Source organism: Clostridium sp. DFI.1.208 (assembly GCF_024463855.1).
GTDB lineage: Bacteria > Bacillota_I > Bacilli_A > Erysipelotrichales > Erysipelotrichaceae > Clostridium_AQ.
Genome location: NZ_JANGCA010000011.1, coordinates 90,046 through 116,487 on the forward strand (window position 1 = coordinate 90,046; position 26,442 = coordinate 116,487).

28 protein-coding genes and 1 pseudogene are annotated in these 26,442 nt (G+C 44.6%); 11 read left to right on the forward strand and 18 right to left on the reverse strand.

The features are described 5' to 3' along the window. Window positions 1–113: 113 nt before the first annotated feature. From NE665_RS07960 to ulaG, 8 genes are all read right to left on the reverse strand, one after another. Complete coding sequence (locus NE665_RS07960) at window positions 114–926, reverse strand: Cof-type HAD-IIB family hydrolase (protein WP_118654614.1); 813 nt, start codon at window positions 924–926, stop codon at window positions 114–116. Further along, window positions 923–1,768 carry an L-ribulose-5-phosphate 3-epimerase gene (locus NE665_RS07965; RefSeq protein WP_118654613.1) on the reverse strand — a complete coding sequence of 282 codons (846 nt, stop codon included), beginning with the start codon at window positions 1,766–1,768 and terminating at the stop codon, window positions 923–925. Before NE665_RS07965 ends, NE665_RS07960 begins: the two co-directional genes overlap by 4 nt. After that, window positions 1,765–2,472, reverse strand: a complete 708-nt coding sequence (gene araD, locus NE665_RS07970) for an L-ribulose-5-phosphate 4-epimerase (RefSeq protein ID WP_118654612.1) — start codon at window positions 2,470–2,472, stop codon at window positions 1,765–1,767. The genes NE665_RS07965 and araD overlap by 4 nt, the downstream gene beginning before the upstream one ends. A 10-nt stretch (window positions 2,473–2,482) precedes the next feature. Beyond that, on the reverse strand, window positions 2,483–3,508 hold the full coding sequence (locus tag NE665_RS07975) for a hypothetical protein (protein WP_178760106.1): 1,026 nt from the start codon (window positions 3,506–3,508) through the stop codon (window positions 2,483–2,485). 120 nt (window positions 3,509–3,628) lie between these two features. Beyond that, window positions 3,629–3,928, reverse strand: coding sequence for a PTS sugar transporter subunit IIB (locus NE665_RS07980; protein WP_118654610.1), 300 nt, complete (start codon window positions 3,926–3,928; stop codon window positions 3,629–3,631). Between the two features lie 35 nt (window positions 3,929–3,963). Then, window positions 3,964–5,436: a PTS ascorbate transporter subunit IIC gene (locus tag NE665_RS07985; RefSeq protein WP_118654609.1), complete on the reverse strand. Its 1,473-nt coding sequence runs from the start codon at window positions 5,434–5,436 to the stop codon at window positions 3,964–3,966. A 26-nt stretch (window positions 5,437–5,462) separates the two neighbouring features. Then, entirely contained in the window at window positions 5,463–5,918 is a 456-nt protein-coding gene (locus NE665_RS07990) for a PTS sugar transporter subunit IIA (RefSeq protein ID WP_118654608.1), read from the reverse strand. Window positions 5,919–5,930: 12 nt separating this feature from the next. Next, the gene (gene ulaG, locus NE665_RS07995; protein WP_118654607.1) at window positions 5,931–6,989 is read right to left on the reverse strand and encodes an L-ascorbate 6-phosphate lactonase; all 1,059 of its coding nucleotides are present in this window, start codon (window positions 6,987–6,989) and stop codon (window positions 5,931–5,933) included. Window positions 6,990–7,231: 242 nt separating this feature from the next. Between ulaG and NE665_RS08000 the strand changes: the two genes are divergently transcribed. The 8 genes from NE665_RS08000 to NE665_RS08035 all read left to right on the forward strand — a co-directional run bounded on the left by NE665_RS08000 (window position 7,232) and on the right by NE665_RS08035 (window position 14,448). Then, window positions 7,232–8,029 (forward strand): hypothetical protein, encoded by a 798-nt coding sequence (locus NE665_RS08000; protein ID WP_118654606.1) that lies wholly within the window; start codon window positions 7,232–7,234, stop codon window positions 8,027–8,029. 20 nt (window positions 8,030–8,049) lie between these two features. Continuing rightward, window positions 8,050–8,853: a DeoR/GlpR family DNA-binding transcription regulator gene (locus NE665_RS08005; RefSeq protein WP_118654605.1), complete on the forward strand. Its 804-nt coding sequence runs from the start codon at window positions 8,050–8,052 to the stop codon at window positions 8,851–8,853. Window positions 8,854–9,726: 873 nt separating this feature from the next. Next, the gene (locus NE665_RS08010) at window positions 9,727–10,311 is read left to right on the forward strand and encodes a TetR/AcrR family transcriptional regulator (RefSeq protein ID WP_117442507.1); all 585 of its coding nucleotides are present in this window, start codon (window positions 9,727–9,729) and stop codon (window positions 10,309–10,311) included. 81 nt (window positions 10,312–10,392) lie between these two features. After that, complete coding sequence (locus NE665_RS08015; protein WP_117442506.1) at window positions 10,393–11,238, forward strand: ABC transporter ATP-binding protein; 846 nt, start codon at window positions 10,393–10,395, stop codon at window positions 11,236–11,238. Next, on the forward strand, window positions 11,235–11,912 hold the full coding sequence (locus NE665_RS08020; RefSeq protein ID WP_117442505.1) for an ABC transporter permease: 678 nt from the start codon (window positions 11,235–11,237) through the stop codon (window positions 11,910–11,912). Before NE665_RS08015 ends, NE665_RS08020 begins: the two co-directional genes overlap by 4 nt. Further along, on the forward strand, window positions 11,909–12,631 hold the full coding sequence (locus NE665_RS08025; protein ID WP_117442504.1) for an ABC transporter permease: 723 nt from the start codon (window positions 11,909–11,911) through the stop codon (window positions 12,629–12,631). The genes NE665_RS08020 and NE665_RS08025 overlap by 4 nt, the downstream gene beginning before the upstream one ends. 321 nt (window positions 12,632–12,952) lie before the next feature. Further along, the gene (ispD, locus tag NE665_RS08030; RefSeq protein WP_117442503.1) at window positions 12,953–13,627 is read left to right on the forward strand and encodes a 2-C-methyl-D-erythritol 4-phosphate cytidylyltransferase; all 675 of its coding nucleotides are present in this window, start codon (window positions 12,953–12,955) and stop codon (window positions 13,625–13,627) included. 110 nt (window positions 13,628–13,737) lie between these two features. Beyond that, window positions 13,738–14,448 carry an MBL fold metallo-hydrolase gene (locus NE665_RS08035; protein WP_117442502.1) on the forward strand — a complete coding sequence of 237 codons (711 nt, stop codon included), beginning with the start codon at window positions 13,738–13,740 and terminating at the stop codon, window positions 14,446–14,448. 526 nt (window positions 14,449–14,974) lie between these two features. Here NE665_RS08035 and NE665_RS08040 read toward each other — a convergent pair. From NE665_RS08040 to NE665_RS08055, 3 genes are read right to left on the reverse strand one after another with little or no spacing between them, the layout of a single operon-like run. Next, window positions 14,975–15,340 carry a PTS glucitol/sorbitol transporter subunit IIA gene (locus NE665_RS08040; protein ID WP_178760105.1) on the reverse strand — a complete coding sequence of 122 codons (366 nt, stop codon included), beginning with the start codon at window positions 15,338–15,340 and terminating at the stop codon, window positions 14,975–14,977. 14 nt (window positions 15,341–15,354) lie between these two features. After that, window positions 15,355–16,884, reverse strand: a complete 1,530-nt coding sequence (locus NE665_RS24755; RefSeq protein ID WP_117442500.1) for a PTS glucitol/sorbitol transporter subunit IIC — start codon at window positions 16,882–16,884, stop codon at window positions 15,355–15,357. Window positions 16,885–16,913: 29 nt separating this feature from the next. Further along, window positions 16,914–17,897, reverse strand: a complete 984-nt coding sequence (locus NE665_RS08055) for a sugar-binding domain-containing protein (RefSeq protein ID WP_117442499.1) — start codon at window positions 17,895–17,897, stop codon at window positions 16,914–16,916. Window positions 17,898–18,204: 307 nt separating this feature from the next. On the opposite strand from NE665_RS08055, the gene NE665_RS08060 reads away from it, so the two are divergent. After that, window positions 18,205–18,561, forward strand: coding sequence for a hypothetical protein (locus NE665_RS08060; RefSeq protein WP_117442498.1), 357 nt, complete (start codon window positions 18,205–18,207; stop codon window positions 18,559–18,561). A gap of 310 nt (window positions 18,562–18,871) precedes the next feature. Here NE665_RS08060 and NE665_RS08065 read toward each other — a convergent pair whose 3' ends face one another. The 6 genes from NE665_RS08065 to NE665_RS08090 all read right to left on the reverse strand — a co-directional run bounded on the left by NE665_RS08065 (window position 18,872) and on the right by NE665_RS08090 (window position 23,680). After that, a complete protein-coding gene (locus tag NE665_RS08065) occupies window positions 18,872–20,164 on the reverse strand; it encodes an NAD(P)-dependent oxidoreductase (RefSeq protein ID WP_117442497.1) in 1,293 nt (430 codons plus the stop codon). Between the two features lie 128 nt (window positions 20,165–20,292). After that, complete coding sequence (locus NE665_RS08070; protein WP_117442496.1) at window positions 20,293–20,658, reverse strand: PTS glucitol/sorbitol transporter subunit IIA; 366 nt, start codon at window positions 20,656–20,658, stop codon at window positions 20,293–20,295. Between the two features lie 12 nt (window positions 20,659–20,670). Then, window positions 20,671–21,669, reverse strand: a complete 999-nt coding sequence (locus tag NE665_RS08075; RefSeq protein ID WP_117442495.1) for a PTS glucitol/sorbitol transporter subunit IIB — start codon at window positions 21,667–21,669, stop codon at window positions 20,671–20,673. A gap of 3 nt (window positions 21,670–21,672) precedes the next feature. After that, window positions 21,673–22,215, reverse strand: coding sequence for a PTS glucitol/sorbitol transporter subunit IIC (locus NE665_RS08080; protein ID WP_117442494.1), 543 nt, complete (start codon window positions 22,213–22,215; stop codon window positions 21,673–21,675). 14 nt (window positions 22,216–22,229) lie between these two features. After that, window positions 22,230–22,694, reverse strand: coding sequence for a transcriptional regulator GutM (locus NE665_RS08085; protein WP_117442493.1), 465 nt, complete (start codon window positions 22,692–22,694; stop codon window positions 22,230–22,232). Continuing rightward, entirely contained in the window at window positions 22,679–23,680 is a 1,002-nt protein-coding gene (locus tag NE665_RS08090; RefSeq protein ID WP_117442492.1) for a sugar-binding domain-containing protein, read from the reverse strand. Before NE665_RS08090 ends, NE665_RS08085 begins: the two co-directional genes overlap by 16 nt. A 458-nt stretch (window positions 23,681–24,138) precedes the next feature. Between NE665_RS08090 and NE665_RS08095 the strand changes: the two genes are divergently transcribed. Both NE665_RS08095 and mscL read left to right on the forward strand, forming a co-directional pair. Further along, the gene (locus NE665_RS08095; RefSeq protein ID WP_117442491.1) at window positions 24,139–25,398 is read left to right on the forward strand and encodes an aminopeptidase P family protein; all 1,260 of its coding nucleotides are present in this window, start codon (window positions 24,139–24,141) and stop codon (window positions 25,396–25,398) included. Between the two features lie 54 nt (window positions 25,399–25,452). Beyond that, window positions 25,453–25,932, forward strand: a complete 480-nt coding sequence (gene mscL / locus NE665_RS08100) for a large conductance mechanosensitive channel protein MscL (RefSeq protein ID WP_256302524.1) — start codon at window positions 25,453–25,455, stop codon at window positions 25,930–25,932. 217 nt (window positions 25,933–26,149) lie between these two features. On the opposite strand, the pseudogene NE665_RS08105 reads toward mscL, so the two are convergent. Next, window positions 26,150–26,442: pseudogene (locus NE665_RS08105) on the reverse strand (integrase); the annotation flags it as partial.

Below are 26,442 nucleotides of genomic sequence, written 5' to 3' on the forward strand. Positions count from 1 at the left end.
CATTCTCATGAGCATAATCCCTGAACCATCACAATTGTTAAGACACAAAAAGGTTCGCACGATAATCAGTTCATCCTGCGAACCTTTTTAAACATATCAGATTTAATACTTCTCTACCTTAACACATATTCCTTCAAAAACCGGCTGACTCCCTGCTCGGTATTCGCCTTTGCGATATAATCTGCCTTTTCCTTTACCTCAGGCTGACCGTTTTCCATGCATACGCAAATACCGGATTCAGAAAACATAGTCGCGTCATTGAAGTTATCGCCAAACACCATCGTCTGCTTTGGCTGTACTTGCAGCAGCTCCATCAGCCGCACCAGTGTCTTTCCCTTGGTCGCATCCACGTGCGTGATCGTGTAAACATCATCCTCACTGCGTACAGCATGCAGGCTTTCACAATGCGCATTGATCGTATGCAAAACAGGCTCCATCACATTCGCATCCTTTGCGACCATAACCACCTTGAAGATAGCATGCCCCAGCATATCCCGATAATCGACTGCCTGCTTCATCCTTGTTTTTCCACGCAGCCGGTTCAGAAAGAACTGGAGCCGCGCATCCTGCAGTGAGGTTGTAAAAACAACATCGTCTGTGTAAGCAATACATGGAATATCCTGTTGCTGCAGCTGCTGAAAAGCAAATGCCAGCTCTTCAGATTCCATGCTTTTCTCATAGATACAGGCATCTCCCTGAAACATATTCGCCCCATTATTTGCGATAAAGGGAAGCTGCAGGGACAGCTCCTTCAGATATGGCTGCATAATATGAATATTGCGCCCGCTTGCCAGTGTGAACATGATATCGCGTTTCTCCAATTCCTTTATCACATCAACGATTCCGGCATCCAACTGCTTTTCATCATCCAGCAGTGTGCCATCCAAATCGGCAACAATCAGCCGAAGATCTGCAAAGCTGCTCATACAAAGACCTGATCCAGCTTATCACGCAGGAAGGCAGAGGCATGCGTGCATACCTTTTGCCAATCTGAATTTCCCGTGTACCAAAATTCCCCTACAAACATCCGTACACCCTGCTGCTTCAGCTCTCTTATGTTTTCCACAAACTCCGTATGACCACTGCCAAACGGTATTTCACGATAATGACCGGGAATAGTTTCCTTTAAATGTGCCGCCACAATATGACCCTTTCCCGTCCGGATATCTTCGTTTACATCCTTCCCGTAAAGCAGACTCGCATTTTTCAAATTTCCCATATCCGGATATACGCCAAGATAAGGAGAAGCAGCCTGTTGAACATAGTGCATGCTTTTTTCCACCGTATCCATAAACGGTGTTTCCATCGTCTCAAAGCCCAGCAGGATTCCCTTTTTCGCTGCCAGCTCCACACAATGTCTCAGGTTGCGGATGAAATTCTGCTTTGTCTGTTCGTTGCCCTCTTCATAGTATACATCATAGCCTGCCAACTGTATGATACGGATTCCCAAATCGTCTGCCAGCTGTACAGCAGCCTCCATGATTTGAAGAGCCTTTTTTTGTATATGTTCATCCGGGTGTCCCAGAGGATACTTACGGTGTCCACTCAGACACATGGAATGAATCCGCACACCGGTTTCCACCATGGCCCGCACAATAGCCTCACGCTCTTCCTTGGTATATTGCAGCCGTGCAAGCTTTTCGTCGCTCTCGTCAACACTCATTTCAAGATAATCAAAGCCGAATTCTCTGCATAGCTGCAGTTTTTCCTTCCATGACAGGGTGTTTGGCATAGATTTCTCATACTGTCCCAGCTCATATGCTCTCATGAGGAGCTCCCCTGTCCATAGTAGGCATTGGGACCATGCTTGCGCTTGAAGTGCTTATCCAGCAATACCTGCTGCATCGGCTGAGCACTTCCATTTTGCAGCATCACACTCACAAACGCCATAGCGGCGCACTCCTCCATCACAACGGCATTGTGCACTGCCTCAAACGGATTCTTTCCCCAGCTGAACGGTCCATGGCTGTGTACCAGCACCCCTGGCATACTGTTTGGATCAATATTTTTCTGCTTGAAGGTCTCCACGATTACATGTCCGGTTTCCAGCTCATATTCTCCATGGATTTCCGCCTCACTCATTTGTCTTGTACAGGGGATATCTCCATAAAAATAATCCGCCTGTGTCGTTCCCAGCGCAGGGATCGCTTTACCTGCCTGTGCAAATGCCGTAGCCCAGCGTGAATGCGTATGCACAGCTCCTCCGATATCTGGGAAGTTCTTATAAAACGCAAGATGTGTCATCAGATCACTGCTTGGCTTTAGCTTTCCCTCCACCACATTTCCTTCCAAATCACATAAAACGATATCCTCAGCACTCATGTCATCATACTCCACACCACTTGGCTTGATCGCAATCATGCCCTGCTCACGGTCGATTCCCGATACATTTCCCCACGTAAAGGTAATCAGTCCATGCTTGGGAAGCAGCAGATTTGCCTCCAGTACCCTCTTTTTCAGTTCTTCCAGCATCGTATACCTCCTAGTCCTCTACGATATAGACCGCTGCCTCATTCGCCGTATGATTGGCGGCAATGATCAGATCACGGTTCTCTTCATTAACCAGACACAGATTAGCCGGACCCACGCCACGATCGATTACTTTCATCACAAAGGCACCGTCCTTATACTGCACATAGAACAGCTCCGCATCCTTTCGACGCACACCTGCCAAAAAGGTCGGTACGCCCCGCAGGGTGCCTCCCACCAGCGTATGGGCAAAGTCAATCTCATTCTCATACGTATATACCCGCTGATAGCTTCCCTCCAGCTTCTTGTAAATGTGGATTTCTGTACCATGAAACGGCTCAATCGTCATAATCTCCTGATTACCGTCCCCATCAATATCCAGCACAGCAATCTCACCAATGGTACCGCTCAGCACGTATTCCACCTGCCACTGTCCGCCTCTGTGCGCAGGCGGTGTGACCTTAACGATTCCCTGATCACTTCCGAAATACCCGCAGGTATGCTGTGCATCCCGATAATAGCCGTGATTGCGATACAGCCCATCCATCAGGACCTCAATCTGTATACCCTCGTTCAAATCCTCAGGCAGCTCACCGACATAGATGCGTCCGGGAACACTCCAGTCCTCCTTGTTCTGCTTTGCAGTCGCTATGGTGGCACCGATAAAATAATTCACACCGTTTTTATGATAGATATCAAAGCGGTGAATATACGGCAGCTGCAATACATCCTTTATAACAAAGCCGCCCTCTGTATATTTTCCCCACACGATCTTGGAAAGGGATGGGGATACCTTGAGGTAAAATTCCTGCACTGCAAGAAACTCCCCCTCCCGATTGGGAATCGGAATAATGGACATGCAGCCACCGGCCTTTTTCCAGATGGTTTCCTTATGCTTAAAGTTCTTTCCCGAAAACATTTCACACATTACATCCGGGTCCTCACTGGCATAGATCAGGTGATTCTCATGCTTCATATGGATGCTGGCAGCACAGTAACAGCGCCGTATTTCATCCAGTTTTCTCTTTGTAATTTTCATTGTCAAAGCCCTCATTTCTGTATGTTCTTATAGAACGTTTTATCGTTAATTCTATAGGTTTTTCGTTAGATTCACGAATTTTTCGTATAAGAAAAGCTGCACTGGGCAGCTTACTCTTTTTTACTTATTTATAGCGGCTGCCAGCCCTTCTTCAATCTCTTTTGCGGACATTACATTTTTCAGTCCAACAATTTTTGTGCCTCGTTTTTCCGCATCCGCAAACATGCTTACAAAGTTTTTGGAGCATAGAACGATATCATACTGGCTTGCGGCAGATTTTCCTTCAGATACCGCACAGTGACGGATTTCCTGGATGCCCAGCCCCATCTTCTTCGTTACCTTTTCGACGTTTAATTTAATCATCATACTTGTGCCTGCACCATTTCCACAGCAGACCAGCAGTTTCAGTTTTCCAGCCATTGTTATCTCTCCTTTATGATTATGTCACTTCTATTTTACGCCTTTTGCGCTTCTTTTTCTTTCATTTTTTCCAGATATTCATCATAATCCTCTGTAATCAGGAAATACGTATCCGGATGCTTGCGATATTGAAGCTGTGGAATTGCAAGCAGAATCAATACAACGATTGCGACACCGAAGTATCCAAGGAATTTCATAATGACGGTGAATAACGGCCATACGGTTGCCCAGTCAAACATTCCCAGATAACCGCCATATGCCGCAAGACCGACACCTCCGGCAATCAGAGCTGAGCCGAATACCTGAATCAGACCGGAGATAAACGGGAACAGCATAGCTGCCTTGATACCGCCTCGATTATCCGCATAGATTGCGATTACCGCATTGTCAAAGAAGACCGGTACAAACCCTGCGATAACCAGTGTCGGACTCTTCATCAGCAGCAGAATCATGATGGCAAGGAACTGACCAAGCGCCCCCATCAGGAAGCCAACCGTAACTGCATTGGCGCTTCCAAAGCCGAATACCGCTGCACAGTCGATGCCCGGAACAGCACCAGGCAGGAAGGTGTTGGAAATACCCTGGAAGGAATTTGTCAGCTCAGTAACAAAGGTACGTACACCAAGCTGCAGGATTGCCAGATAAACAGCGAAGTTCAATGCTGTTGTCATAATGTAGAAGAAGAAGTTATCAGCGGCCTTCATGAACTCCATGCTGACCAGATAATCCTTGCCGAGCACGAGTAGAATCGCTCCGAAGAACAGGAACATCAGAATAGAGGTTGCCACCATATTTTCATTGAAGATGGACAGGAAGCCCGGGAATTTCAGATCATCCAGACGCTTCGTGGATTTTCCCTTCAGCTTATCTGCCAGCTTCGCAAAGATTGCGATACCGAACATCTGCTGGTGAGCGATGGCGAAGCCGCCGCCCTCGGTCAGCTCCTGCGTGATTTCAACGGTAAGATTGGAGCCGACTGCCCAGTACAATCCCAGAATCAGACCCATGAGGATCAGAATTGGTGTATCCCCAAGCTTTGGAAAGCAGAACAGAATCAGCCAGAATGCGGTGGAAGCCTGCTGCATCTGTACATGCCCCGTCGTGAATACAGCGCGCATTTTTGTCCATTTCTTTAAACGAACAAGCAGTAAATTCATAATAAACGCAATCAGCAACAGCAGCATGACCTGTGAAAAGGTTCTGCCAAAGCGTTCCCCAAGCCCTGCTGTAACTGCATTTTGTCCGAAATACGGGTCAATGACCATCGCATCCAGATTAAAACGGTCCTTCAATCCGACCAGAATCGGACGGAAGTTATTGACCAATCCACCGGAGCCGACTGCCAGAATCATATACCCGACGGTTGCCTTGATAAACCCTGCGAATGCTTCATATAACGGTTTCTTAAGCAGCAGATATCCGACCAGAACCATGAGCCCGATGAAATACGCCGGCTGTGTCAGAATATTTGTTGCGAAGAAACTCCAGATACTCATTAAAAAGTCCATAAAGTTTTCCCTCTCTTTATATTGGTTTATGCTTCGTATGTTTGTGCTGCCTGCTGCAGTTCCTCGACTGTATGCGCTTCCAGTAATGCATTGACGAGCTCCTCGTTCATCAAGGCATCCATGAGCTCCTGAATATTATGCAAGTGCTGCTCATGATCGACAGCGGCCAGGGAGAAAAACAGCCGAGCTTTTTTGTCAGGATCCTGTTTATCAAAATCCACAGGCTCTTCCACCTTCATAAAGGAGATGGCAGTGCCATGGCACCCCGCTGCCCCTTCTGTGGAATGCGGCATGGCGATATCTGGTACGATGACAATATAGGGACCGTATTTATTTACACAGTCAATCACTGCCTGCACATAGATATCTTCTACGACTCCCGCTTCCAGCAGCGTACGATAACTGGCACGGATCGCCTCCTGCCAGTCATCAAAGTGCTGTTCAAAGGAATAATAGCCTTTCTCAAGAATTTCCTTCAGCATGCGTTTTACCTCCTATAATATGGAACGGAATGGAACATTCGGTTCATCTGTAAAGCAGTCCTCAAAGCCTCTGCGGTAATGGAACTGGCGCTTGTTCTGATCTGTCGGCCACACATATTTTCCACCGACATCCCAGATAAACGGATGAAATTTATAGTCCAGAACATCCTTTTTGTATTCATACAGCAGATTGATTTCCTGCGGGTCTGCCTTGAAGTTTGTCCAGACATCGTAATGGAATGGAATAACGACCTTGCAGTTCAGTGCTTCCGCCATACGCAGGATATCCACACTTGTCATTTTGTCCTGATTTCCTGCCGGATTCTCCCCATAGGAGCCTAATGCGACATCAATATCATAGTCCTTGCCATGCTTTGCATAATAGGTGGAGTAATGAGAATCTCCGCTGTGATAAACACTTCCGGCTGGTGTCTTTATGATATAGTTAACAGCTTTTTCATCCATATCGGTTGGACACTTACCGCGTACATCCTCATCATTGGTAACCAGACAGGTACGATCGAAGCTGTCCACAACGATGATTTCCGTATCCTTGATTTTCACCACATCTCCCGGCTTCACAACCTGACAGCGCTCTTTTGGTACGCCGTAGCTCAGCCATTTTTCCACACTCTTTTGCGGACCGATAAACGGTACGGCAGCATCGCAGTTTTTCAATACCGCTGCTGCATAGAATGGATCGATATGATCGTTATGATAATGTGTGGATAAAACAGCATCCACCTGTGTTACAGCGAAGGGATCATATACGATTGGCGCAGCACGCAGATTTGGCTGTGTCATTCTTCCTCCGGTCATATTGCGCATCTGATGGAATTTCGCCATCTCTTTGTTTTTCTTCGTTCGTTTTCCATTTCCAAACCACAGGTCGATGGAAATATTCGTATTGTTCTCTGTCTTGATCCATAAGCCGGTACAGCCAATCCACCACATGGCGAAGGTGCCTTTTTCTACGACCTCCTGATCAATTTCCTCATTCAGCCAGGTTCCCCATTCCGGAAAAGCTCCCAGAATCCAGGATTCTCTGGTAATTTCATCTACTTGACTCATTGCATATTCCTCCAATTTCTTACTTGAGCGCGCCGCTTGTTTTTGTACACCCCTATGATAAACATTTCATGAACAATTAGCAATAGTTTTAAATGAACAGTTCATAAAATATATGAATAATTAAAGAAATGTGTGCGATTACAATTCATATAACCATGTATAAATGAATTATTTTATGAATTATATGATTGACAACCAATCATAAAGAACATATAATGAATTTGTAAAAGAGGTGCAGACATATGAAAAAAGGATTATCAAGACTCACGTTCAGTGAAACAACACGCCGTATTATCACCATTGCCATCTATGCATTCTTCACAATCTATACCTTATATAAGCTGCTTCAGGAGCCAAGCCCGGAAGGCAAGCTATGCTATGGTCTGCTTCTGATCATCTTTATGGGCGTAGCGCTCTGGGCGGAATATCTGCGGATTCTATACCAGAAAATGATTACGGCATTGAACATGGATTGTGACGCAGGTCTTGCGAAACATTATTATAACATATTGAAAAAGCGGGATTTCATGAAAAGCTATCGGACAACCCAGCTAATCTTCGATACCCTGTATTATCAGGATATCGGAAAACCACAGACCTGCATCGAGCTATTGGAAAGCAATGAGAAAACCTTTCGCTCCTCCCTGGATTATCTTCTGATTCGCAATTATACCTATTTCTATTCCTATTATAAGCTGGGAAACCGAACAAAGGTAAAGCATTGGTATCCGGAAGTCATGAAGCTGAAGGATACCAAAATCAAGGGCAGCAAGGTATCTCCATTATATAATTGGGAGTTTATTGAGGCCATGTATCTTTCCTGTATGAAGGATTATAAGAAAAGTCTGGCAACGTTCAAGCAGATTGATACCAGATATATGAACAATCGGGAAATGGCACAGTATTATACGGAATTTGGAAAAGTTTACAAAGAATTGAATGATAAGGAAAATGCAGTTATAATGTTTACAAAGGCTATGGAAACAGGGAAACAGCTGTCCAGCAGCAGGGAGGCAGGCGCCTGCTTCCATCGTTTATGAAATGAAACAGGGGATACAATATGAAAATGAATAAGGCAGTCGTGGATGCACGACGCAATAAAATCATGCAGAAGATTCAGAGTCAGGGAAAGGCTGCGGTCGAGGATTTGGCAGAGGAGCTGCAGGTATCACCGCTGACCATACGGCGTGATCTGCAGTTCTGGGAGGAAATGGGGGCAGTGGAGCGCTATTACGGCGGTGCCAAGCTAATCCAGCATTTTGTGGAAAACGACGATCCACAGCTCTCCAACGAACAGTACAAGCATGCCATCGCAAAATATGCCGCACAGTATGTACAGGATGGAGATACAATATTTATCAATACAAGCTCAACTGCACTGCTTGTACTGAAATATATCAAGAACAAGCGTGTCACCGTCATCACCAACAACGGCAAAGCAATTTTCATGGACCATGATCCCATGGTCAGCATCTATCTGAGCGGCGGTGAGCTGCGCATTCCGAAAGAAAGCATGGTCGGCGATTTTGCATTGAATAATCTGAACAAGGTATCGGCAACAAAAGCCTTTCTCGGCTGTAGCGGCTTCAGCGTGGCAAGCGGCATGACTACTGCTATTTTGCAGGAGGTCGCAATCAACGAGGTGATGATCACACGCTGTATCGGTGAAACCTTCATACTGGCAGACCATACAAAGATCGGAACCAATCACAGCTTTATCAGTGGAATGATCCAATCCTTCGATTACCTGATTACGGACCATCTGGCTGACGAGGAGGAACTGACAGCGATACAGGAGGCAGGCGTTAAAACTGTCACACTGGATCCGATTACGCACATTCCAAGCGGAATTGGAAGGCTGTAAATAAAGTCTTTGCTGTACGATGTATCGCTTCTGCTGTCGGAAAAATACCGGGTTTTAAATAAAAAAAGCAGATGGACAAAAAAGGGATGCTTACGGTATCTCTAGTCAACTATTACCATATTTGTTAAGCATATGGGCAGCCTGCCCTCTTAGGTAAAGTTTCTATTCACCGACGATTAGCAAATCAACAAAGGGTATCATACAGTAAATTCATTACTTATAAGATTATTATCCTGCTTTTTTCCCGTTTCTTAACTATGATTATGCAATATTGGTGAATAGTAACTAGGTGAACTGTATATTGCTTACCTGAACCATAAGACAACTCATAAGACAACCATAGCAACAAACCATAAGATACCATTGACATTCAACAGCAATTCGTTATAATAATGTTGTGGTGATAACATCCATCGCGTATTAAGAAAAGCCAGAAGAGTGACCTTCTGGCATTTTTATGCTCATTGCTTTCTGTTCATGCGCTTAACAGCAACATTCACTATGACAGCCTTCATAATGGCTATGATAACATCCATCGCAATCACCTCCTTTGCGATTTATCGGAGGCTGGAAAGCAATAATTAATAATACCATAGCTTATCAAAAGAATGATTAAAAATCCTTATATACGAGATTTTTCATTAATACTTTTCAGATTATAACAAGTCATTTCCATATCAATGATTCCTCATAGCTCCATTCATAAAAAGCACTTTGACATCGGCGAAAAAACGGATGTAGTTTTTCTAATCGGTCCTTTACGATACAATCCGCTACATTGCATGCTTCATCTTTTGTGTTTGCTCTTGACGAACGTAAGGAATATGAATATAATGACTATATCAACAAAATCAGTCAAAAAGAGGTGATACCATGCCGAAATGCTATTCTCCCCAGGAACGCGATTATATCCGTAAACGCCTGAAGGAAGAAGCAGCCTCCTGCTTAATGCAATACGGTGTTCGCAAAACAACCGTCGATGAACTGGTACAGAGGGTCAATATCCCAAAAGGAACATTTTATCTTTTTTATAAGACGAAAGAGCTTCTACTGTTTGAAGTTATTCTCGAACAGCATGATCTGATGGAAAAAAGCATGATGCAGGAAATAGGCAGACTCGATCCGTTGCATATAGACAGTGAAGCCCTGACCGAGATGCTGTTTCAATTTTATAAAATGGCGGAAAAGCTGCCGATTCTGTTAAATCCAAGAGAAGTTGAACTGCTGGCACGCAAGCTGCCGCCTGAAATTCTGGAACAGCATATGGGACATGATACCGATATGATTGAACAGCTGCTGAAATGCTTTCCCCTGAAGAGCCATAGCCCGCAAACACTGAGCACGGCCTTTCGTGCTATTTATATGGCTACCCTTCATGCGAAAGAAATCGGAAATGAGCATTACGATGAAGCGTTGAAACTGCTGATTCGCGGTGTAGTACTGCAGATATTGCAATAGTCCGGCTTTGCGCCGGATTCTATTTTAAAGCATTTTGACTATTAAAATAAAATCAGTCAATTAGTCTAAGGAGGACAAATCATGATTAACGTTGAACATCTTTCATTCCACTATACAAAGGAAGCATTCATTCAGGACATGAATTTCAATGTAAAGCGCGGTGAAATATTTGGATTTTTAGGGCCGAGCGGCGCCGGAAAAAGTACCTTACAGAAAATTCTCATTGGTTTGCTTCCGGGATATGCGGGCTCTGTTCAGGTGAACGGTGTAGAATGCCGAACCCGTAAAAACGATTTTTACGAATCGATTGGTGTGGATTTTGAATTTTCCACCCTATATGAGAAGCTTACTGCCAGAGAAAACCTGAAGCTCTTTGCTTCACTCTATCAGAATACTGCCTGCGATATTAATAAGCTGCTGGCGTCTGTCGGACTATCAAAGGATGCCGACAAAAAAATTTCCAGCTTCTCCAAGGGAATGAAATCCCGCTGTAATTTTATCAAGGCTCTGCTGCATGATCCCGATCTGCTATGCCTTGATGAGCCGACAAGCGGACTGGATCCGGCAAACAGCAGGCTGATGAAGGACCGTATTCTGGAGGAAAAGCAAAAGGGAAAAACCATTCTCCTTACGACACATAATATGGAGGACGCAACGGAGCTGTGTGACCGGGTTGCTTTCATTGTAAACGGGCATATCTGTGCATTGGATACTCCGCATAATCTCATCATGTCCAAAGGTGCAAGGCGCGTTACGTATACATGGGAGGAGGAGGGTGAGCAGCAGGCAGTCTGTCCTATGGATACCCTGTCTTGCGATACACAGCTACAGCGGCTGATTGCAGAAAACCGTCTGCTATCCATTCACAGCAGTGAGCCGACGCTGAATGATATCTTTCTGGATATCACAGGGAGGACGCTGGTATGAGAATTTCTGCACTGATCCGTTCGGATATACGCCTGCAAATACGCCACGGCTTTTATGCCCTGTACATCATTCTGACTACCTTTTATATCCTGCTGCTGGCTGCTGTTCCTGCTTCATGGAAAGGAATCATTGCGGCATTCGCCATATTTTTTGATCCTGCCACAATGGGATTGTTTTTCATGGGTGCTATGATGCTGTTTGAACGCAATCAGCGCATCCATCAGGCACTTGCAGTGTCTCCGGTTTTACCGAAAGAGTATATATATGGAAAGCTTGCTTCCTTTGGGTTGATTTCTTTGCTTGTTGCGGCAGTTCTGGCACTGGTTTCCAAAACTCCACTGCTTCCTGTGTTAGCAGGAACATTGCTTGCTTCCTCTCTGTTTACCCTGCTTGGTATCATTGCAGCTGCGCATATAAAAAGTCTAAATCAGTTTTTGCTGGTCAGCGTTCCACTGGAAGGTATTTGTTATGTCCCTCTGCTCGTCTATCTTATGGGCTATATGCACAATATCCTCTCGCTGTTTCCGACAGCTGTCTGCATGGATCTGATTTTGAATAAACCGGTATCTATCCTTGGCATCAGCATGGTCATAGCTGCATTTGTACTGCTGTTTATACTCGCACAAAAAAGTCTTGCGTCCATGTGGAAAAAGGAAGAGGGTGCAACGCTGTGAAGGCCATACGACTTAGCTTTCTGCAGCTGCTTCGCTTTATCCGCAATGATCTGATGCTGCTGGTGGTGCTTTCCACCCCGATTCTATGCACGCTGCTCTATCGGCTTCTGCTTCCTGTACTAGAGAAATTCTTATGTAAAGCATTGGGGCAGTCAGCTGTTATAGCGCCTTTCTATCCACTTTTGAATATCTTCTTCTGTATGCTTGCTCCCGCTATGTTCTGCTTTGTATCCGCTATGATTTTACTGGAGGAACGCGATGAGCATACCGCAGTATATCTGATGATTACGCCTTTGGGGCGCAGTGGCTACTTATGCTCCAGACTACTGCTGCCCGCCATACTCGCCGCCTGTTATACCTGTTTGCTGCTTCCCTTCGCCGCATTGAGCAGTCTGTCATTTCCTGAAATGCTGTTGTTTTCCGGTATAGGGGCTCTTCAGGGACTGATATCGGCAATGCTTACCATATCCTGTTCCTCCAATAAGCTGGAAGGTATGGCAATCACGAAGCTATCCTCTCTCTTGATACTATGCGCTGCTGCCCCCTGGTTTTTACAGGATGCGATACAATATCTGCTCTCCTTTTTCCCTGCCTTCTGGTTGGGAAAAGCCGTTGTGGAGAACAATCTCCTCTTTCTTCTTCCCTCCCTCTTCACTGCTTTATTATGGATTGCTGGCTTGTGGAATCGGTTTCGCCGCATACTATCGGGACTTCTATAGTGAACTCGTTTGCATGCTGGAAAAGACTGACAGACAATGAAAATAAGCCTACCCTTTCATTTTGTGTATTTATCAGCTGATTCCCTAACCAAGACAAAAAGAAGAATTTTTTGAGCAAGGCTTTATCCGATACCTTTTGATGGGCACACCTTATATTTCTCAAAATCACTGCCATGTCGATTGCTCTGTAACATGAGCTGTTTCCGCAATTCAACTTCCAACATGATTTTCTGAAGTAGAATTTAACTTTTCCCTTTTGGTCCAAAATGATTCATAGCTATCTTCTGTTTACTTTTTCTCCAGATATGATATGATGTTTCCATGAACTATAGTGTAATTATTGTTGCGGCTGGAAAAGGTACGAGGACCGGCCTGACCTATAACAAGGTATTTTACAAAATCGGGAATGCTCCCATCATCACACAAACGCTGAAGCCGTTTCTGGAAGATGCAGATTGTGCGAAAATCATTATGTCGATCTCTCCTTTTGAACAGGAGGAATTTGAAAAGGTCATTCACAGCGAGAAGATCGTCTATGTTCCCGGTGGAGCAACCAGACAGGAAAGCGGATACCTCGGTCTGCAGGAAGTAGAAACAGAGTTTGTCATGATTCACGACGGCGTTCGCCCATTTCTGACAGAAAAGCATTTACAGGCATTGAAGGATGCACTGAAAACAGAGGATGCCGCCTTACTGATGGTGCCACTGATCGATACCATCAAGGAAGTAAAAGACGGCTATGTCGTGCACACACCGGAGCGCTCTGATTATATGAGTGCACAAACACCGCAGGCATTTCGCACACAACTGATCCGCAAATGCCATGAAGAGGCAAAAAAACATCCGGAGATTGTTGCCAGTGACGATGCTATGCTCGCAGAATTGTTCTCAGATGCAAAAATAAAGGTTGTAGAAGGAAGCTATGACAATATAAAAGTTACTACACAGCGTGATTTGAAACAGATTCATCTGCTTCATGAAGAGCAGAACAGGTAACCAGAGAACCGGCCGTGTCATGGATACACAGCCGGTTCTTTCATATAAAGAAATGAATCGCATTTCCTGATGGAACCTGTTTTGATACCTATAAAGAAAGGGTGGACTCTATGAAAAAGCTGCAGATAACAGAAACACTGAACGCCTATGAATTTGAAGAACTAATTCCCTACAAAACCTATGTCTACGCTCTTATAAAGGATGACACAGTCTATATAATTGATACCTTTTGCGGCTCTGCCTACATGGAGATTATAAAATCAGATTATCCAAACAGCAGCTTTATCGTCATCAACACACATTATCACTTTGATCATATATGGGGAAATTACAGCTTTTCTGATTGTCCCATCTACGCGCATCAAAGCTGCCGAGAAATGATACGAAGGCATGGTGCACAGGATTTGCAGGAGCAGGCACAATATTTTCAGGGTGTTCACAAGCTGATACCTCCAAATCATTGCTTTGACGGCAGACAGCTGACACTATCAGACGGACTGCTTTTATTATATACACCCGGTCATACCATCGATGGTATCAGTCTATACGATCAAGAACAAAATGCCCTGTTCGTCGGAGATAATCTTGAAAAGCCGCTCATTCAGATTGAGAAGGGATTACTGAGGGAATATAGGCAGACTCTGAAAGATTATCTTTCATTGCCCGTAGAGCATTTTTATGCAGGACACACCCTGTACATGACAAAAGCAGATGTGGCAGATTCTCTGGCGTATATACATGCACTACTGGCAGGAGAACCCTTGTATTTTAACAATGCGGAAACGCAGAGCATGCATGCTGAGAACATGAAGCTGCTATAACCGCTATGAAGAAATGAAACCACCTCTATCTATATTGTTTTATCCTTGCAGGGTCTTCATGAGAAGATACAGCCAAGAGTTTTTCATAAATGGATAAAAATTCAGAGCATACGTTACGTAGTCTGTATGCTTAATTTCCTTTATCACTCCATACGCTGCTCACAGTTTGCATATTTACAAAAGCAAAATGAAAAAAAAGCATTATTTGAGAGTCATCTCATGAAAGCTTGAACAGAGATGCGATTTGTTTATCTTTACGCACGAAGGCACATAACAGCGATCCTGCACCGGATAGGTTCTTGATACGGCCAGGATCCATCCTCATGAAGGACAAAAAGGATCAGACATTTCAAAACTGACCCTTTTTATTATGTGCTTCTAAATTATAACCGATGGTGTACAAGAACCGAAGGAGCTACAGCTTTTGATTTTCAAAGTCATTCCCCTCTCATTTACACAGTCGTAGAATAGCCTCTATTGTTCGCATTTCTTCCACCCGTTCTTAACGATCTCTCTTTTCCTATACTCATAAAATCTGAAGTCTGCCTCCTGCATACAGCAATTCCTCTCGAAGAGTCGGACCTGCCAATTCAATATTGCCGGGACGCAGTGCACTCTTCGCACCGCTAAAAGACAGACAGCAATGTCCCAGTTCCTTCAGTGTGTGCAAAGCCTCCTCACCGATTGCAGTAATTGTATAGACCTGATCACATAGGCATAGTGTATCCCCGACACATGGATCCGCAAGCAATTCCCCAGCCGTATGCAGAATAGAGATATCTGCCAGCTCCTGCGGTGCTGAATCATTGAAAATTATAAGGAAATTACAGTCCTCATGCAAAAACTCCAGCGCACATTCTCCCCATCCGCTTATTCTTGTATCATATTTCATAACACGCTCTCCTTTCAATACAGACCTATGCTGAACAGATAGGCAATCAATACCGCCAGAGGCCCTGTTAGCATGCGACTGTACAGCACAGCCGGTACACCTGTCTCCACGGTTTTTGCATCGGCCTGACATAACGATAACCCTACCGGAATGAAATCACAGCCGACCTGCGCATTGATGGCAAATAATGCAGGTAAAGCATACTGTGGCGGTATGTTTCCCAGTGCAATCTGTGTCCCAAGCAAGGCTCCGACAACCTGTGCAATAACTGCTCCAGGCCCCAGAATCGGAGATAAAATCGGCAGGGAGCACAGTAGGGAAATCACAAGCATACCGGGCAGCGTCGCACAAAGAGGTGCAATCGTATGTGCTATCAGAGTTCCCAGTCCAGTTACCTGAATGATGCCCAAAAGCGTTGCAGTAAACGCCATAAAGGGCAAGATATTACGCAATACCATCTCTATGGTTTCCCTTCCTGCAGAATAACACAGGCTGACAACGCGGCTCATTCCAAGACCGACACGAAGAAGCGGATTTTCTTCTGAAACAGATTGCTGTTTTTCCTCACTCTCCGGGATGGTTTTCGCAGAAGCTAAAGCCTCCGTTACTACTTCAATCTGTGCTTCGCTGATATCTGATACATATAAATCTTCTGTGATGAACCTTGCCAGCGGACCGCTTTTCCCTGTCGCAAGAACATTGATTGTCGCAATGCCCTTTTTTGGATAGACCCCGCAGCGAGCGGTACCTCCGCAATCAATAACCGCAGCCAGAATTTCCTCCTCCGGACAGCTGCCGGTAAACCCGTCTATGACATCACAGCGACATGCATCAGCCAATGCCTGCGCAACCGGATGAATGCCTCCTCCGCACACACATAAAATGATGTGCTTCTGCTTGCTTGGATATAAAAGCAGCGGACCTCCCCAGCCTGCAGCTCCCTGTGTAATTCGGACGCAGGGGTACGCAATATCCTGTTTTTCCTCTTCACATATTTTCTTCTCTGACGATACCGATGCTTTTTTAACATCCTGCTTCTGACTCAGAAACGCTGAAATACGCTCACTGATCATACCGCGTACAATCATGATTACCAGCCCCGCCATGAAATAACGGATTGCCAAATCTCCCAGAGGCAGCTTTTGTTCACTGATTCCTGCAGCTATTCCCATATAGACAAACAGCTCGGATGCATTCGCATGTGGAAACAGTGCGGTAACCGGATGCAGGAAGCTCACACAGGCATCGTAATAGGCCGCCTTATATCTCTCATCCAGAAATTTTCCAAAGGTGAAGCAAAGCGGATTCCCGAGAAACAATACCGCCATGAGCGGCATTAGTGTATAGCGGGCAATACGCCAGCGTGTCAGTGCCTTTGTGAAAGCTTCAACACGGTTTTCTCCAATCATTTTAACGATTGCCTGCACTGCGGTCATCAGACAGACAACCATAGGCAGTATATTGGTTATCCATCCTAGTAGGATGCTTCCCCCGGTTTCAAACATTGACAGAAAGCTCTGTGCCATATTGGTAAACAGCTCCATTTAAAGGGCCTCCTTCAAAGAAACCACCCTCATATCTCTTCGTTCAGCAGTGCCATCATGCTACGAATACAGCTGATATCCGTTATCAGAATATTCACCTTACCCGCACGAATGACGCCCAATACAGCCTCCCCCTTGTCTGCACCGACTGCTACACCGACACGATTTTTCACCTTCAGCAGCTTTTCGTCGGATAACCCCATAACTCGATCATTAAAGGAACGAAATGCATCACTGTTTCCATTTGCATCCACATATTTCAAGAGAACATCGCCAACTGCTCCCTGCTTTTTGAAATCCTCATAATCCTCTTTTGTCAGATAACCGCATTTCACAAGGGTTGGCTCCTTTGCTGTTGTTGTTCCGATGCCCATAATCACTGTTTTCAGCTTTTTGAAAACTGAAACCACCTCCCTGACCGGCTTCTCTTTCAAAAATCCCTGCATAACCTTTGGATCATCAAACATCGCCGGCGCGAAGAACTGCATCGCCTTCCCGTGAAACTTCATGGCAAAGCCCTTTGCGATATCATTGGAATGGTAGCCCTCCTCCATCTGATAGGGTGAGCCGACACCACCGACAACCGGTACAAAGGTAGCATCCACTTCATCCACACTTTTCTTAACATTAACGATACTGCTCAGCGTTTTTCCCATAGAAACCCCAATGGTATCTCCCTTATTGATAATACGGGATAAATACAGCAGCGCCTCTTCAAAAACATGCTGCATATGGTCCGCCTTGCTTTCCAGCTCCAGCTCATCCACAATAAGAACCTCCTTCAGTCCCAGCAGCTGCTCCACTCTGCGCTCCAGCTCTCCATACAGGACACTGTCCGGATTTTCCAATTCAATTTTCACAACCCCGGTTTCCTTCCCGGCCCGCAAAAGCCGTGATACGGTTGCTCTGGATATTCCTACAGCATCACAGATTTCCCGTTGTCCCATGCCATCCACATAATACAAATAACAGCATTTATAAATCAGACGGGCATCATCAACTATTTTTTTCACACAGTTCCCTCTTTCCTGTAAACGTTTTCTTTCGTAATAAAAGATTATCACAATCATTTATTGACGTCAACGTTCCATGCTGAACAAGTGTGAAAATAACATTGTAAAGCTATCTGCCTACCTTTCAAGCACCGTTTACATATACCACCGTTTACATATACCGTTGCAGGAATTCCCTATATAGCAAAAAAAGCGCTTATGCACTCTTCTAGCGCATGCAGACTACTCCATTTACCCTTTTGTATCACCTGCCCATTGCATTTCCCTTTTTACCTATGTATAATAAAGAAAGCAAGGAGGCTTCCTCATGAAATGTAAACATCGTATTTTATTAGCAGCGACTTTGCTGACGTGTGTTGGAGGTGTGCAGATACTGAGAAGCAGTCTACAGAATCAGAAACAGGACACTATCCTCAAAGCCATTTTTGAAAAGCACGCTACCGTATCCGCCAACGGCATGGATGTGACAGACAGCTTTCTCTGCGAGCACCTTTTCAAATATGAGCAAAAACAATATAGCACCATATACCAGGATATTGCAGTAAATGATTATGAAATCAACAGCTTTTTCACAGCTGATAATACACCGCTTTTGACAAGAGATGCAGAAGATAACAGCTGTTTTTATGATAACGCAGGAGCACCGATCAGCACTGTTCAATAAAGCGGATATTCTGAAAATACATTACAGTTTATTACCGTAAACAGAAAGAGCAGTTTTGAAGCAAGCTTACTGTATACAGCTGACAGAAGATAATTTATAGAAAAAGCATAGAAAAAAGCTCTTTTCATCGGCATCCATCATTGCCTGGAAAGAGCTTTTCTTTTTTGATTATGAAAGCAAGCATCACTATAAGACACGTTCTGTAAACGATACTCCCGGATCCTGCTTTTCTTGCGCCGTTTTCTAAAGGTGAGCTTGACAGCCTGACAGAATAAGAAATATCACAGCTGCTACAGTATGCATTGTATCGTTAACCGAATATTTTATCCTGCTCCTGACGCAGCTTATAGATCAGTGTTGATGTGTCTAGCTCGATATCATCATATGTGATCAGCTCCCCCTTCTTCACATCACGCTTCATGACTGCCTTATTATTGACCAGACCATATGGTACATAGCCCTTTTCCTTTGCCTCTTCATGCTTGCAGATGGAACCATAGGTGGTATACCCGCCAATACCGTCAATCGTCTGTCCCGCCTTCAAATCGATTTTCGCAACAGTAATACATTCGGAAACCAAACCGTTTTTCGGAACAATAGTAGGCTCCCCGTCAATAACAACCTTGGCAGCCGTCAAAGGAGTTTCCAGATTGCACAGGTGGTATGGACGATACAGTGTCCACAGTGGACCAGGCCCCATAGAGTGATACTGCATCTGATATGCAATTTCTTCATTATCGGTTGCCACTGTCACAAAGACTCCCGGCGCAATACCGTTCACATACTCCACAACACCATGCTGATTCAGAATACCGCCATCCTCCTTCAGCTTATACGTTTCATTCAGACTCTTCACGTCACTGGCGATTCCATGTCCTCCGATCACATCAGGAACAAGCCCTGTAGCGTTTGACATCGCTGTCATTTCTACCATGGTTTTTGTACCATCCTTAAAGGCACACAGCATCTTCGGAGACATTTTTCTTCTTGTAGCCTCTTCCAAAACGGTATCCGGATTACAATTCTTATCAATGCGATTGTTCTTACCTTTTCCCATGACCTTAACTTCCAGACCCATCGCTGTAGCGAAATCATACAGCTCCATAACAGCACCCGGCTCATCTCCGGCGCTTCCTGTATAAATAACACCGTTGTCCTTTGCCATTTTATCCAGCAGCGGCCCGATGACAACATCAGTTTCCACATTCAGCATAACCACATGCTTTTTATTTTTAATCGCATCTGTTGCGACCTTTGCCCCTACATCAGGTACACCGGTAGCATCGATTGCCACTTCAACTGGGCGGCACTGGGAAATCAGGTTGGAATTGGTCGTTGCGACATACTTTCCTTCATCCATTGCTCGATCCGCTTCTGCAGTGTCATTGGTACGTACAATATCCGCATCCTTTACCCCTGCATATTTGAATGCGTGCACCGCAAGCTCCAAATCGATATCAGATACTACAGCTGGTGTGATTCCCTTCATCAGCACCATCTGCGTAACCATACCGCGTCCCATCTGACCGGCACCTACGATACCGCATTTGATGATGTTTCCTTCCTTTTCTCTTTGTTCCAGTTTCTTGTTCATGTTTAACATAACAGATGTCCTCCTTTTTCCTATATATAAATAGATCCTGTTATTTTCTTGCTTCCATCCTTTAATAATTTCGTTGCACAATTTCTATTTTCTGCTTTGTTTAATCTCTTGATTCATTTACAATTTCGTCATTCAATTTCTATTGTTCCACCGACAAGCAGCTGTTCTGCTTTGATAGGCTCGCCGACAAGCTCAATGATCCCCGGTCGTTCCACTGTATCCAGCCCCTTGAAGGACAGCGTACAGTGCCCCAGCTCTTTCAGCGTATTGAGTGCTTCCCAGCCGACATCGGATATCGTATATTCCACACCGCAGATACGAACTGTATCTCCCTTTTTCGGGTCTTCTTTCACTTCACATTTGGTATGCAGGACAGAGATGTCTGCCAGCTCCGAAGGTGCATCCTCATTGAAGATGATAATGAAGTTACAGCATTCATCCAGAAAATCCAGAGCACATGCGCCGAGTCCTGTAATCGTTGCCTGATATTTCATGATGCCTCCTTTTTAGTACATGCCAATACTGAATACGAATGCGATGATAACAGCCAGAGGCCCGGTTATCACACGGGAGTATAAGACTGCCGGAACACCGAACTCAATCGTTTCCGGTTCTGCCTCACCAAGCGATAATCCTACCGGTACAAAGTCACCGCCGACCTGTGCATTGATAGCAAACAAAGCTGGTAGTGCGTATTGTGCAGGGATATTTCCCAGACCGATTTCCGCACCGAGCAGGGTACCGACAACCTGTGCGATAACTGCACCAGGACCCAAGATGGGAGACAGGAACGGCAGACCGCAAATCAATGAGATTACAATCATTCCCGGCATGGTCGAGCATAGTGGAGAAATCGTATTTGCGATGACATTTCCCAAACCACTGACCTGTATAATACCAAGAATTGTGGATGTAAAGGCCATGAACGGCAATACATTCTTGATCACCATTTCGATGGACTCACGTCCTGCCGCAAAGAATTTGTTTACCACCTGACCGACACCAATACCGATTCTGGTAATAATACCGGGCTTTTTCCCCTGATTCGCCTCTTCCAGCTCTTTTCTGGCCTGTGCCTTTGTCTTTGGTGCCCCCGGCTTACGTTTCTCTTCCGGTTCTTTTTCCGTATGCACCTCTTCATCCGTAAATACGATGTTATCCTCTTTTACATCAGATACATAGATGTCCTCTGTAATAAACTGTGCCAGTGGTCCGACAGCACCTACCGGAACGATATTCACTGTATGAATGCGTTTTTTCGGATAAACACCACAGCGTGCAGTCCCCCCGCAGTCCACTACCGCTACAAGCACCTGTTCATCCGGAACAGTCGTTTTAAAGCCATCTACGGTTTCAGCTCCAGTCATTTCAGCGATTTTTGCGGCAATCGGATGAATTCCCCCACCGGTTACACACAAGATTTTATTGCAGGTTTCATTGGGTTCCAGCACCAGCGGTCCGCCCCAGCCACTGCTTCCCTTCGTGATTTTTACCTTTCTATACATGTCCTATTCCTCCGTGTTTCCTTTTGCATTTGTAAATTTTGAAGTCAGTCGCTGATAGATTTTCTCCGTCAGTACACCTCTGATCAAAATGACAATCAGACCAACGATGAAATAACGAACTGCCAGATCCCCAAGCGGCAGATTCAGCTTTGTAATACCTGCCGCAATCCCCATGTATACAAACAGCTCTCCTGGATTTGCATGCGGGAATAATCCGGTTACCGGATGCAGAAAGCTTACACAGGAATCATAATATGCAGGCTTGTATTTTTCTTCCACGAAGCGCCCAAAGGTATAACACATCGGGTTTCCCAGAAACAGCACTGCCAGCACCGGTACAACGGTATAGCGCGCAATCGTATATCTTGTCAGTTTCTTTGTGAAGCTTTCAACTCGTTTTTCTCCTATCAGCTTGATGATGGAATTGATGGCTGTCATCAGACAGATTACCATAGGGATAATCCCGGTAACCCACCCTACGAAGGTTTCTCCTCCTGCCTGAAATAATGCCATGAATCCTTGTGCAAAATCAGATATGAATTCCATATGTCACTTCCTCCTTATGTCAATCCACTCTTACGCAGTTCGAGATGTTCGGCCGTGTTCATCTCTTCCGTGCAGTCTGCATTGTGAAAGCGCAGCTCCAGTGCTTCCAATGCCTGTATATATCCTCGATACTGCTTCTGTTTTTTCGCTTCCATGGAGCGAAGCTGTTTTAGAAGCTCATCGATTGATACCCCTTTTAAATTTTTGCCCAGCAGACGATCTACCTGATGAAACTTTGCCAGGAAGGTCTTGCCGTCCATAATCTCACAATCTGTGATGATTTGCTCACAATCACAGGCAATGATTACGATATTTCCATTGAAGAGCTTACCTCTTTTCTGTCCGATTCCCACATTTCCCTTTTTATGAACACGCCGTATAGCAGTTTTATAATTTCTAATCTGGAATACACCTCCCACTGCCTGCATAACAAACAGTGATATCGCAATCATAAAGATCAGCATCAAATCGTTTGACATGATGATCCCTCCTCTTCCATCAATAACAGCAGCTGCTTAACACAGCTGATATCGGTAATCAGAATATTGATTTTCTTTGCCCGGATTACACCGAGAATGGCCTTGCTCTTTTCTTCACCCACCGCGATTCCGATACGGTTTTCTATATTCATGAGTCCTTCATCCGACAGTCCCATCACCCGTTCATTAAATTCATGAAATGCTGTACTGTTTCCATCTTTATCCAGAAACTTCAATAACACATCTCCGACAGCTCCCTGTTCCTTGAACTGCTCATAGTCCTCTTTGCTGAGATAACCGCATTTCACGAGGGTGGAATCTCTGGAGCTGCAGGAGCCAATTCCCATAATGACGGTTTTCAGCTTTTTAAACAGTGCGGTTACTTCCTGCACGGGGCGTTCCTTGAGAAAGCCCTCCATGATATTCGTATCATTGAACATGGCAGGCGCGAAGAACTGAACAGCACTGCCGTGAAACTTCTTCGCAAAGGCATTGGCGATTTCGTTGGAATGATATCCCTCATCCGATTGCAGCTGTGTACCGACACCGCCAACTACCGGAACAAAGGTACAGTCAATCTCCTCAACACTGATTTTACCGTTGGCCAGATTATACAAGGTCTTTCCCATGGAAACTCCAATATAATCCTGATTGTGAAAGATGCGCGCCAGATAGGCCAGTGCCTCCTCATATACCCGCTGCATATGATCGGCTTTGCTTTCCAGCTCCATTTCATCAACAATCAGCACTTCCTTCAGACCCAGCTGCTGTTCTATGCTTCTCTCCAGCTCCCCATACAGAATACTATCCGGATTATCCAATTCAATTCTGACAACACCGTTTTCCTTGCCGGCCTTTAACAGCCTTGAAACAGTCGCTCGTGAGATTCCAAGCTGATCACAGATTTCCTTTTGTCCGAGTCCATCCATGTAATACAGATAACAGCATTTATAAATCAGCCGAGCATCATCAACAATTTTTTTCATTCCAGCGCCTCCTTTCTGTAAGCGGTTCCTTTATCTGCTTTAAGATTACCACAGCATTTTATTGAGGTCAATGCATAAATACTGAACATATGTATAAGTGAATTTTGTTAAATGTTTATCTTAATCATTTGTTCCATATAGAAACAATGATTGAATGATAGTTCTTTCACAATATGAAAATATGACGATAAACAAAGGATTTCCACATTACAACAGGAGTATCTGTATGATCTTTTCCTTTTCTTTTTGCACATAAATTCTGTCTGCCTCTTCATAAAGTCTATAAAACCCCATTACATCCGATAAGTTCACAGCTTTTTAAACGCTGTAAAGGATACCTGTCCGCGCTTCTGTACAAATGTATAAGCCAATCAACACCAACTGCATCATTTTCCTGCACCTTTTACTTAAATCAACATTTCGTGGTACAATACATAGTAGAAAAGAGGATTGATAGAATGTATAAGCAACGACGTCATGCACTGGCTAATCTGCTGCCGGAAAATTCCATCGCTTTGTTCTTCAGCGGTAAAGCCCCGTATAAGGTAGGCGATGAAAAGTACCCATTCAGCGTAGACAGAAGCTTCTATTACCTGAGCGGTCTGGATAAGGAGAACATGATTCTGGCAATTATCCGAACGCAGGGAGAAATAAAAGAACAGCTGTTTCTGGAGCAATATGATGAGGAACAGGCGAAATGGGTCGGTGGAAAGCTTTTACCCAAGGAGGCATCTGATATCAGTGAGATTACGGAGATTTTCTGGATCGAGGAAGCAATGGATCTGCTGGGTCTTCAGATTTCACGATTATTTGATCATGAATCCCGTGTTGATATCTATGCGGATTTCACACGGCAAGAAGCCTATCAGGCGGACAGTGAGGCACATCGCTTCACAAGAGAGCTGCTGCGTCAGTACCCCTATGTAACCCTGCATAATGCAGCCGCCAGAATAAGCAGTCTGCGTTTAATCAAGGATGAAAAAGAGCTTGCTGATTTGAAGCAGGCTATTGAAGTCACACGACAGGGAATTATGGCGATGATGGATCATGTATGCAGTACGATGAAAGAGAATCAGGTTGAGGCATGGTTTGATTTTGTATTAAAGACCAATGGCTGCTCGCATTCCTTTCCATCCATTATCGCCAGTGGAAGAAATGCCACTGTGCTGCATTATGATGAAAATAACCAGAAAATAAAAAAGAACTCCCTTGTGCTGTGTGATCTGGGTGCCAGCTATCATTATATGAATGCCGATATCACAAGAACCTTTCCGGCAAATGGTGCCTTTACAAAGCGGCAAAGAGAAATCTACAATATTGTTCTCGAGGCCAATCAAACCATCATGTCACTGGTACATCCGGGCGTTACGCTGAAGGAGCTGAATCAGGAGCTGCTTCACTTTTATGAAGGCAAGCTGAAGCCGCTTGGCTTGTTGAAGCGTGGAAAAAGGGTTGAGGATTATTACTGGCATGGAGTATCGCACATGCTGGGACTGGAAACACACGATGTGTCTTTGAGCGGCTATAAGCTGCGTCCCGGCAATGTGTTTACGATTGAACCAGGCTTATATCTGGAGGATGAAGGAATCGGCATCCGCATCGAGGACAACGTGCTGGTCACTGAGGATGGCTGTATAAATCTGTCTTCCTCTATCATCAAGGATCCGGATGAAATCGAAGCATATATGCAGGAACACAACATTCATCTGAAAGTGTAAGAAAAGAAAAAGACAGTTTGATAAGCAAACTGTGCAGGAGTGTTTATGAAACATATTATCAATGAATTTAAAGAGTTTATCATGCGGGGAAATGTGCTTGATCTGGCGGTCGGGGTTATCATCGGCGGTGCATTCCAAAAAATCATAGCCTCTCTGGTCAATGATGTTATCATGCCGGTTATTACATTATGTACCGGCGGTATCGATTTTACCAACTGGTTTATTGCACTGGATGGAAATCATTACAATACTTTGCAGGATGCAGTAGCTGCCAAGGCTGCGACACTGAATTACGGAACCTTTCTCACAGAGGTGATCAACTTCATCATCATGGCGTTTATTATCTTTATGATGGTAAAAATGATGAATTCACTCTCTAGAAAGGTCAAGAAGCCGCAGGAGAAGGAGGACGCTGCACAGGCTACAAAAGTATGTCCGTATTGCAAAAGTGAGATTGCCACAGAGGCGGTTCGCTGCCCGCATTGTACCTCTGTGTTGGAGAAAGCTAGGATACATGATAATTTGAATAGCTAAGGCTAACAGATATAAAGGTCGGTCGATTGACATGACCTTTTTTCATATGGCAGACATATCAATGGTTAAAGCTTTTATACAAGGAAGAAAGCAGGCTGTCATGCTGTATTTATATATATGTATATCTTTTCATGAGAATTTAATAGATATTTTAGAATAAAAGCTTCCATCGCTTATCGTATGTATTAGAAAAAGCATAAGGAAACCCTCCTCATGCTCACATTTCCATTTCCGTGCTCTGCAGCACCTTCACATATTTATAGAAGGTCGCCTTTTTCAGTGAGGTCCTTCCTGCATATTCACGGTTTGAATACCCTGTGACTCCAGATATTTTGTGACAGTATTCCACCTGTTCCTTGAAATCCTCCGGCAGACTCGCACGCGGTCTTCCATAGCTCCCCGCTCCCTCTTTCTTCTTCTCCAGTGCCTTCACGATCCCCTTATACTGCGCCTTCTTCAGCTCCTCCCGCTTCTTTCGCTCCTCTCGCTTCATCAGATACAGGATGTCCA

Bases quoted from the DNA above. Each gene is read 5' to 3' on its own strand.
- NE665_RS07985 (WP_118654609.1), bottom strand. From the start codon at position 5,436: ATGGACTTTTTAATGAGTATCTGGAGTTTCTTCGCAACAAATATTCTG.
- NE665_RS08035 (WP_117442502.1), top strand. From the start codon at position 13,738: ATGAAAAAGCTGCAGATAACAGAAACACTGAACGCCTATGAATTTGAA.
- NE665_RS08015 (WP_117442506.1), top strand. From the start codon at position 10,393: ATGATTAACGTTGAACATCTTTCATTCCACTATACAAAGGAAGCATTC.
- NE665_RS08070 (WP_117442496.1), bottom strand. From the start codon at position 20,658: ATGAAATATCAGGCAACGATTACAGGACTCGGCGCATGTGCTCTGGAT.
- NE665_RS08020 (WP_117442505.1), top strand. From the start codon at position 11,235: ATGAGAATTTCTGCACTGATCCGTTCGGATATACGCCTGCAAATACGC.
- NE665_RS08080 (WP_117442494.1), bottom strand. From the start codon at position 22,215: ATGGAATTCATATCTGATTTTGCACAAGGATTCATGGCATTATTTCAG.
- araD (WP_118654612.1), bottom strand. From the start codon at position 2,472: ATGCTGGAAGAACTGAAAAAGAGGGTACTGGAGGCAAATCTGCTGCTT.
- NE665_RS07960 (WP_118654614.1), bottom strand. From the start codon at position 926: ATGAGCAGCTTTGCAGATCTTCGGCTGATTGTTGCCGATTTGGATGGC.
- ulaG (WP_118654607.1), bottom strand. From the start codon at position 6,989: ATGAGTCAAGTAGATGAAATTACCAGAGAATCCTGGATTCTGGGAGCT.
- NE665_RS08060 (WP_117442498.1), top strand. From the start codon at position 18,205: ATGAAATGTAAACATCGTATTTTATTAGCAGCGACTTTGCTGACGTGT.
- NE665_RS24755 (WP_117442500.1), bottom strand. From the start codon at position 16,884: ATGGAGCTGTTTACCAATATGGCACAGAGCTTTCTGTCAATGTTTGAA.
- NE665_RS08005 (WP_118654605.1), top strand. From the start codon at position 8,050: ATGAAAATGAATAAGGCAGTCGTGGATGCACGACGCAATAAAATCATG.
- NE665_RS07975 (WP_178760106.1), bottom strand. From the start codon at position 3,508: ATGAAAATTACAAAGAGAAAACTGGATGAAATACGGCGCTGTTACTGT.
- NE665_RS08090 (WP_117442492.1), bottom strand. From the start codon at position 23,680: ATGAAAAAAATTGTTGATGATGCTCGGCTGATTTATAAATGCTGTTAT.
- NE665_RS08065 (WP_117442497.1), bottom strand. From the start codon at position 20,164: ATGTTAAACATGAACAAGAAACTGGAACAAAGAGAAAAGGAAGGAAAC.
- NE665_RS08075 (WP_117442495.1), bottom strand. From the start codon at position 21,669: ATGTATAGAAAGGTAAAAATCACGAAGGGAAGCAGTGGCTGGGGCGGA.
- NE665_RS08040 (WP_178760105.1), bottom strand. From the start codon at position 15,340: ATGAAATATGATACAAGAATAAGCGGATGGGGAGAATGTGCGCTGGAG.
- NE665_RS08085 (WP_117442493.1), bottom strand. From the start codon at position 22,694: ATGTCAAACGATTTGATGCTGATCTTTATGATTGCGATATCACTGTTT.
- NE665_RS07990 (WP_118654608.1), bottom strand. From the start codon at position 5,918: ATGCTGAAGGAAATTCTTGAGAAAGGCTATTATTCCTTTGAACAGCAC.
- NE665_RS08000 (WP_118654606.1), top strand. From the start codon at position 7,232: ATGAAAAAAGGATTATCAAGACTCACGTTCAGTGAAACAACACGCCGT.
- NE665_RS07965 (WP_118654613.1), bottom strand. From the start codon at position 1,768: ATGAGAGCATATGAGCTGGGACAGTATGAGAAATCTATGCCAAACACC.
- ispD (WP_117442503.1), top strand. From the start codon at position 12,953: ATGAACTATAGTGTAATTATTGTTGCGGCTGGAAAAGGTACGAGGACC.
- NE665_RS08010 (WP_117442507.1), top strand. From the start codon at position 9,727: ATGCCGAAATGCTATTCTCCCCAGGAACGCGATTATATCCGTAAACGC.
- NE665_RS07980 (WP_118654610.1), bottom strand. From the start codon at position 3,928: ATGGCTGGAAAACTGAAACTGCTGGTCTGCTGTGGAAATGGTGCAGGC.
- NE665_RS08095 (WP_117442491.1), top strand. From the start codon at position 24,139: ATGTATAAGCAACGACGTCATGCACTGGCTAATCTGCTGCCGGAAAAT.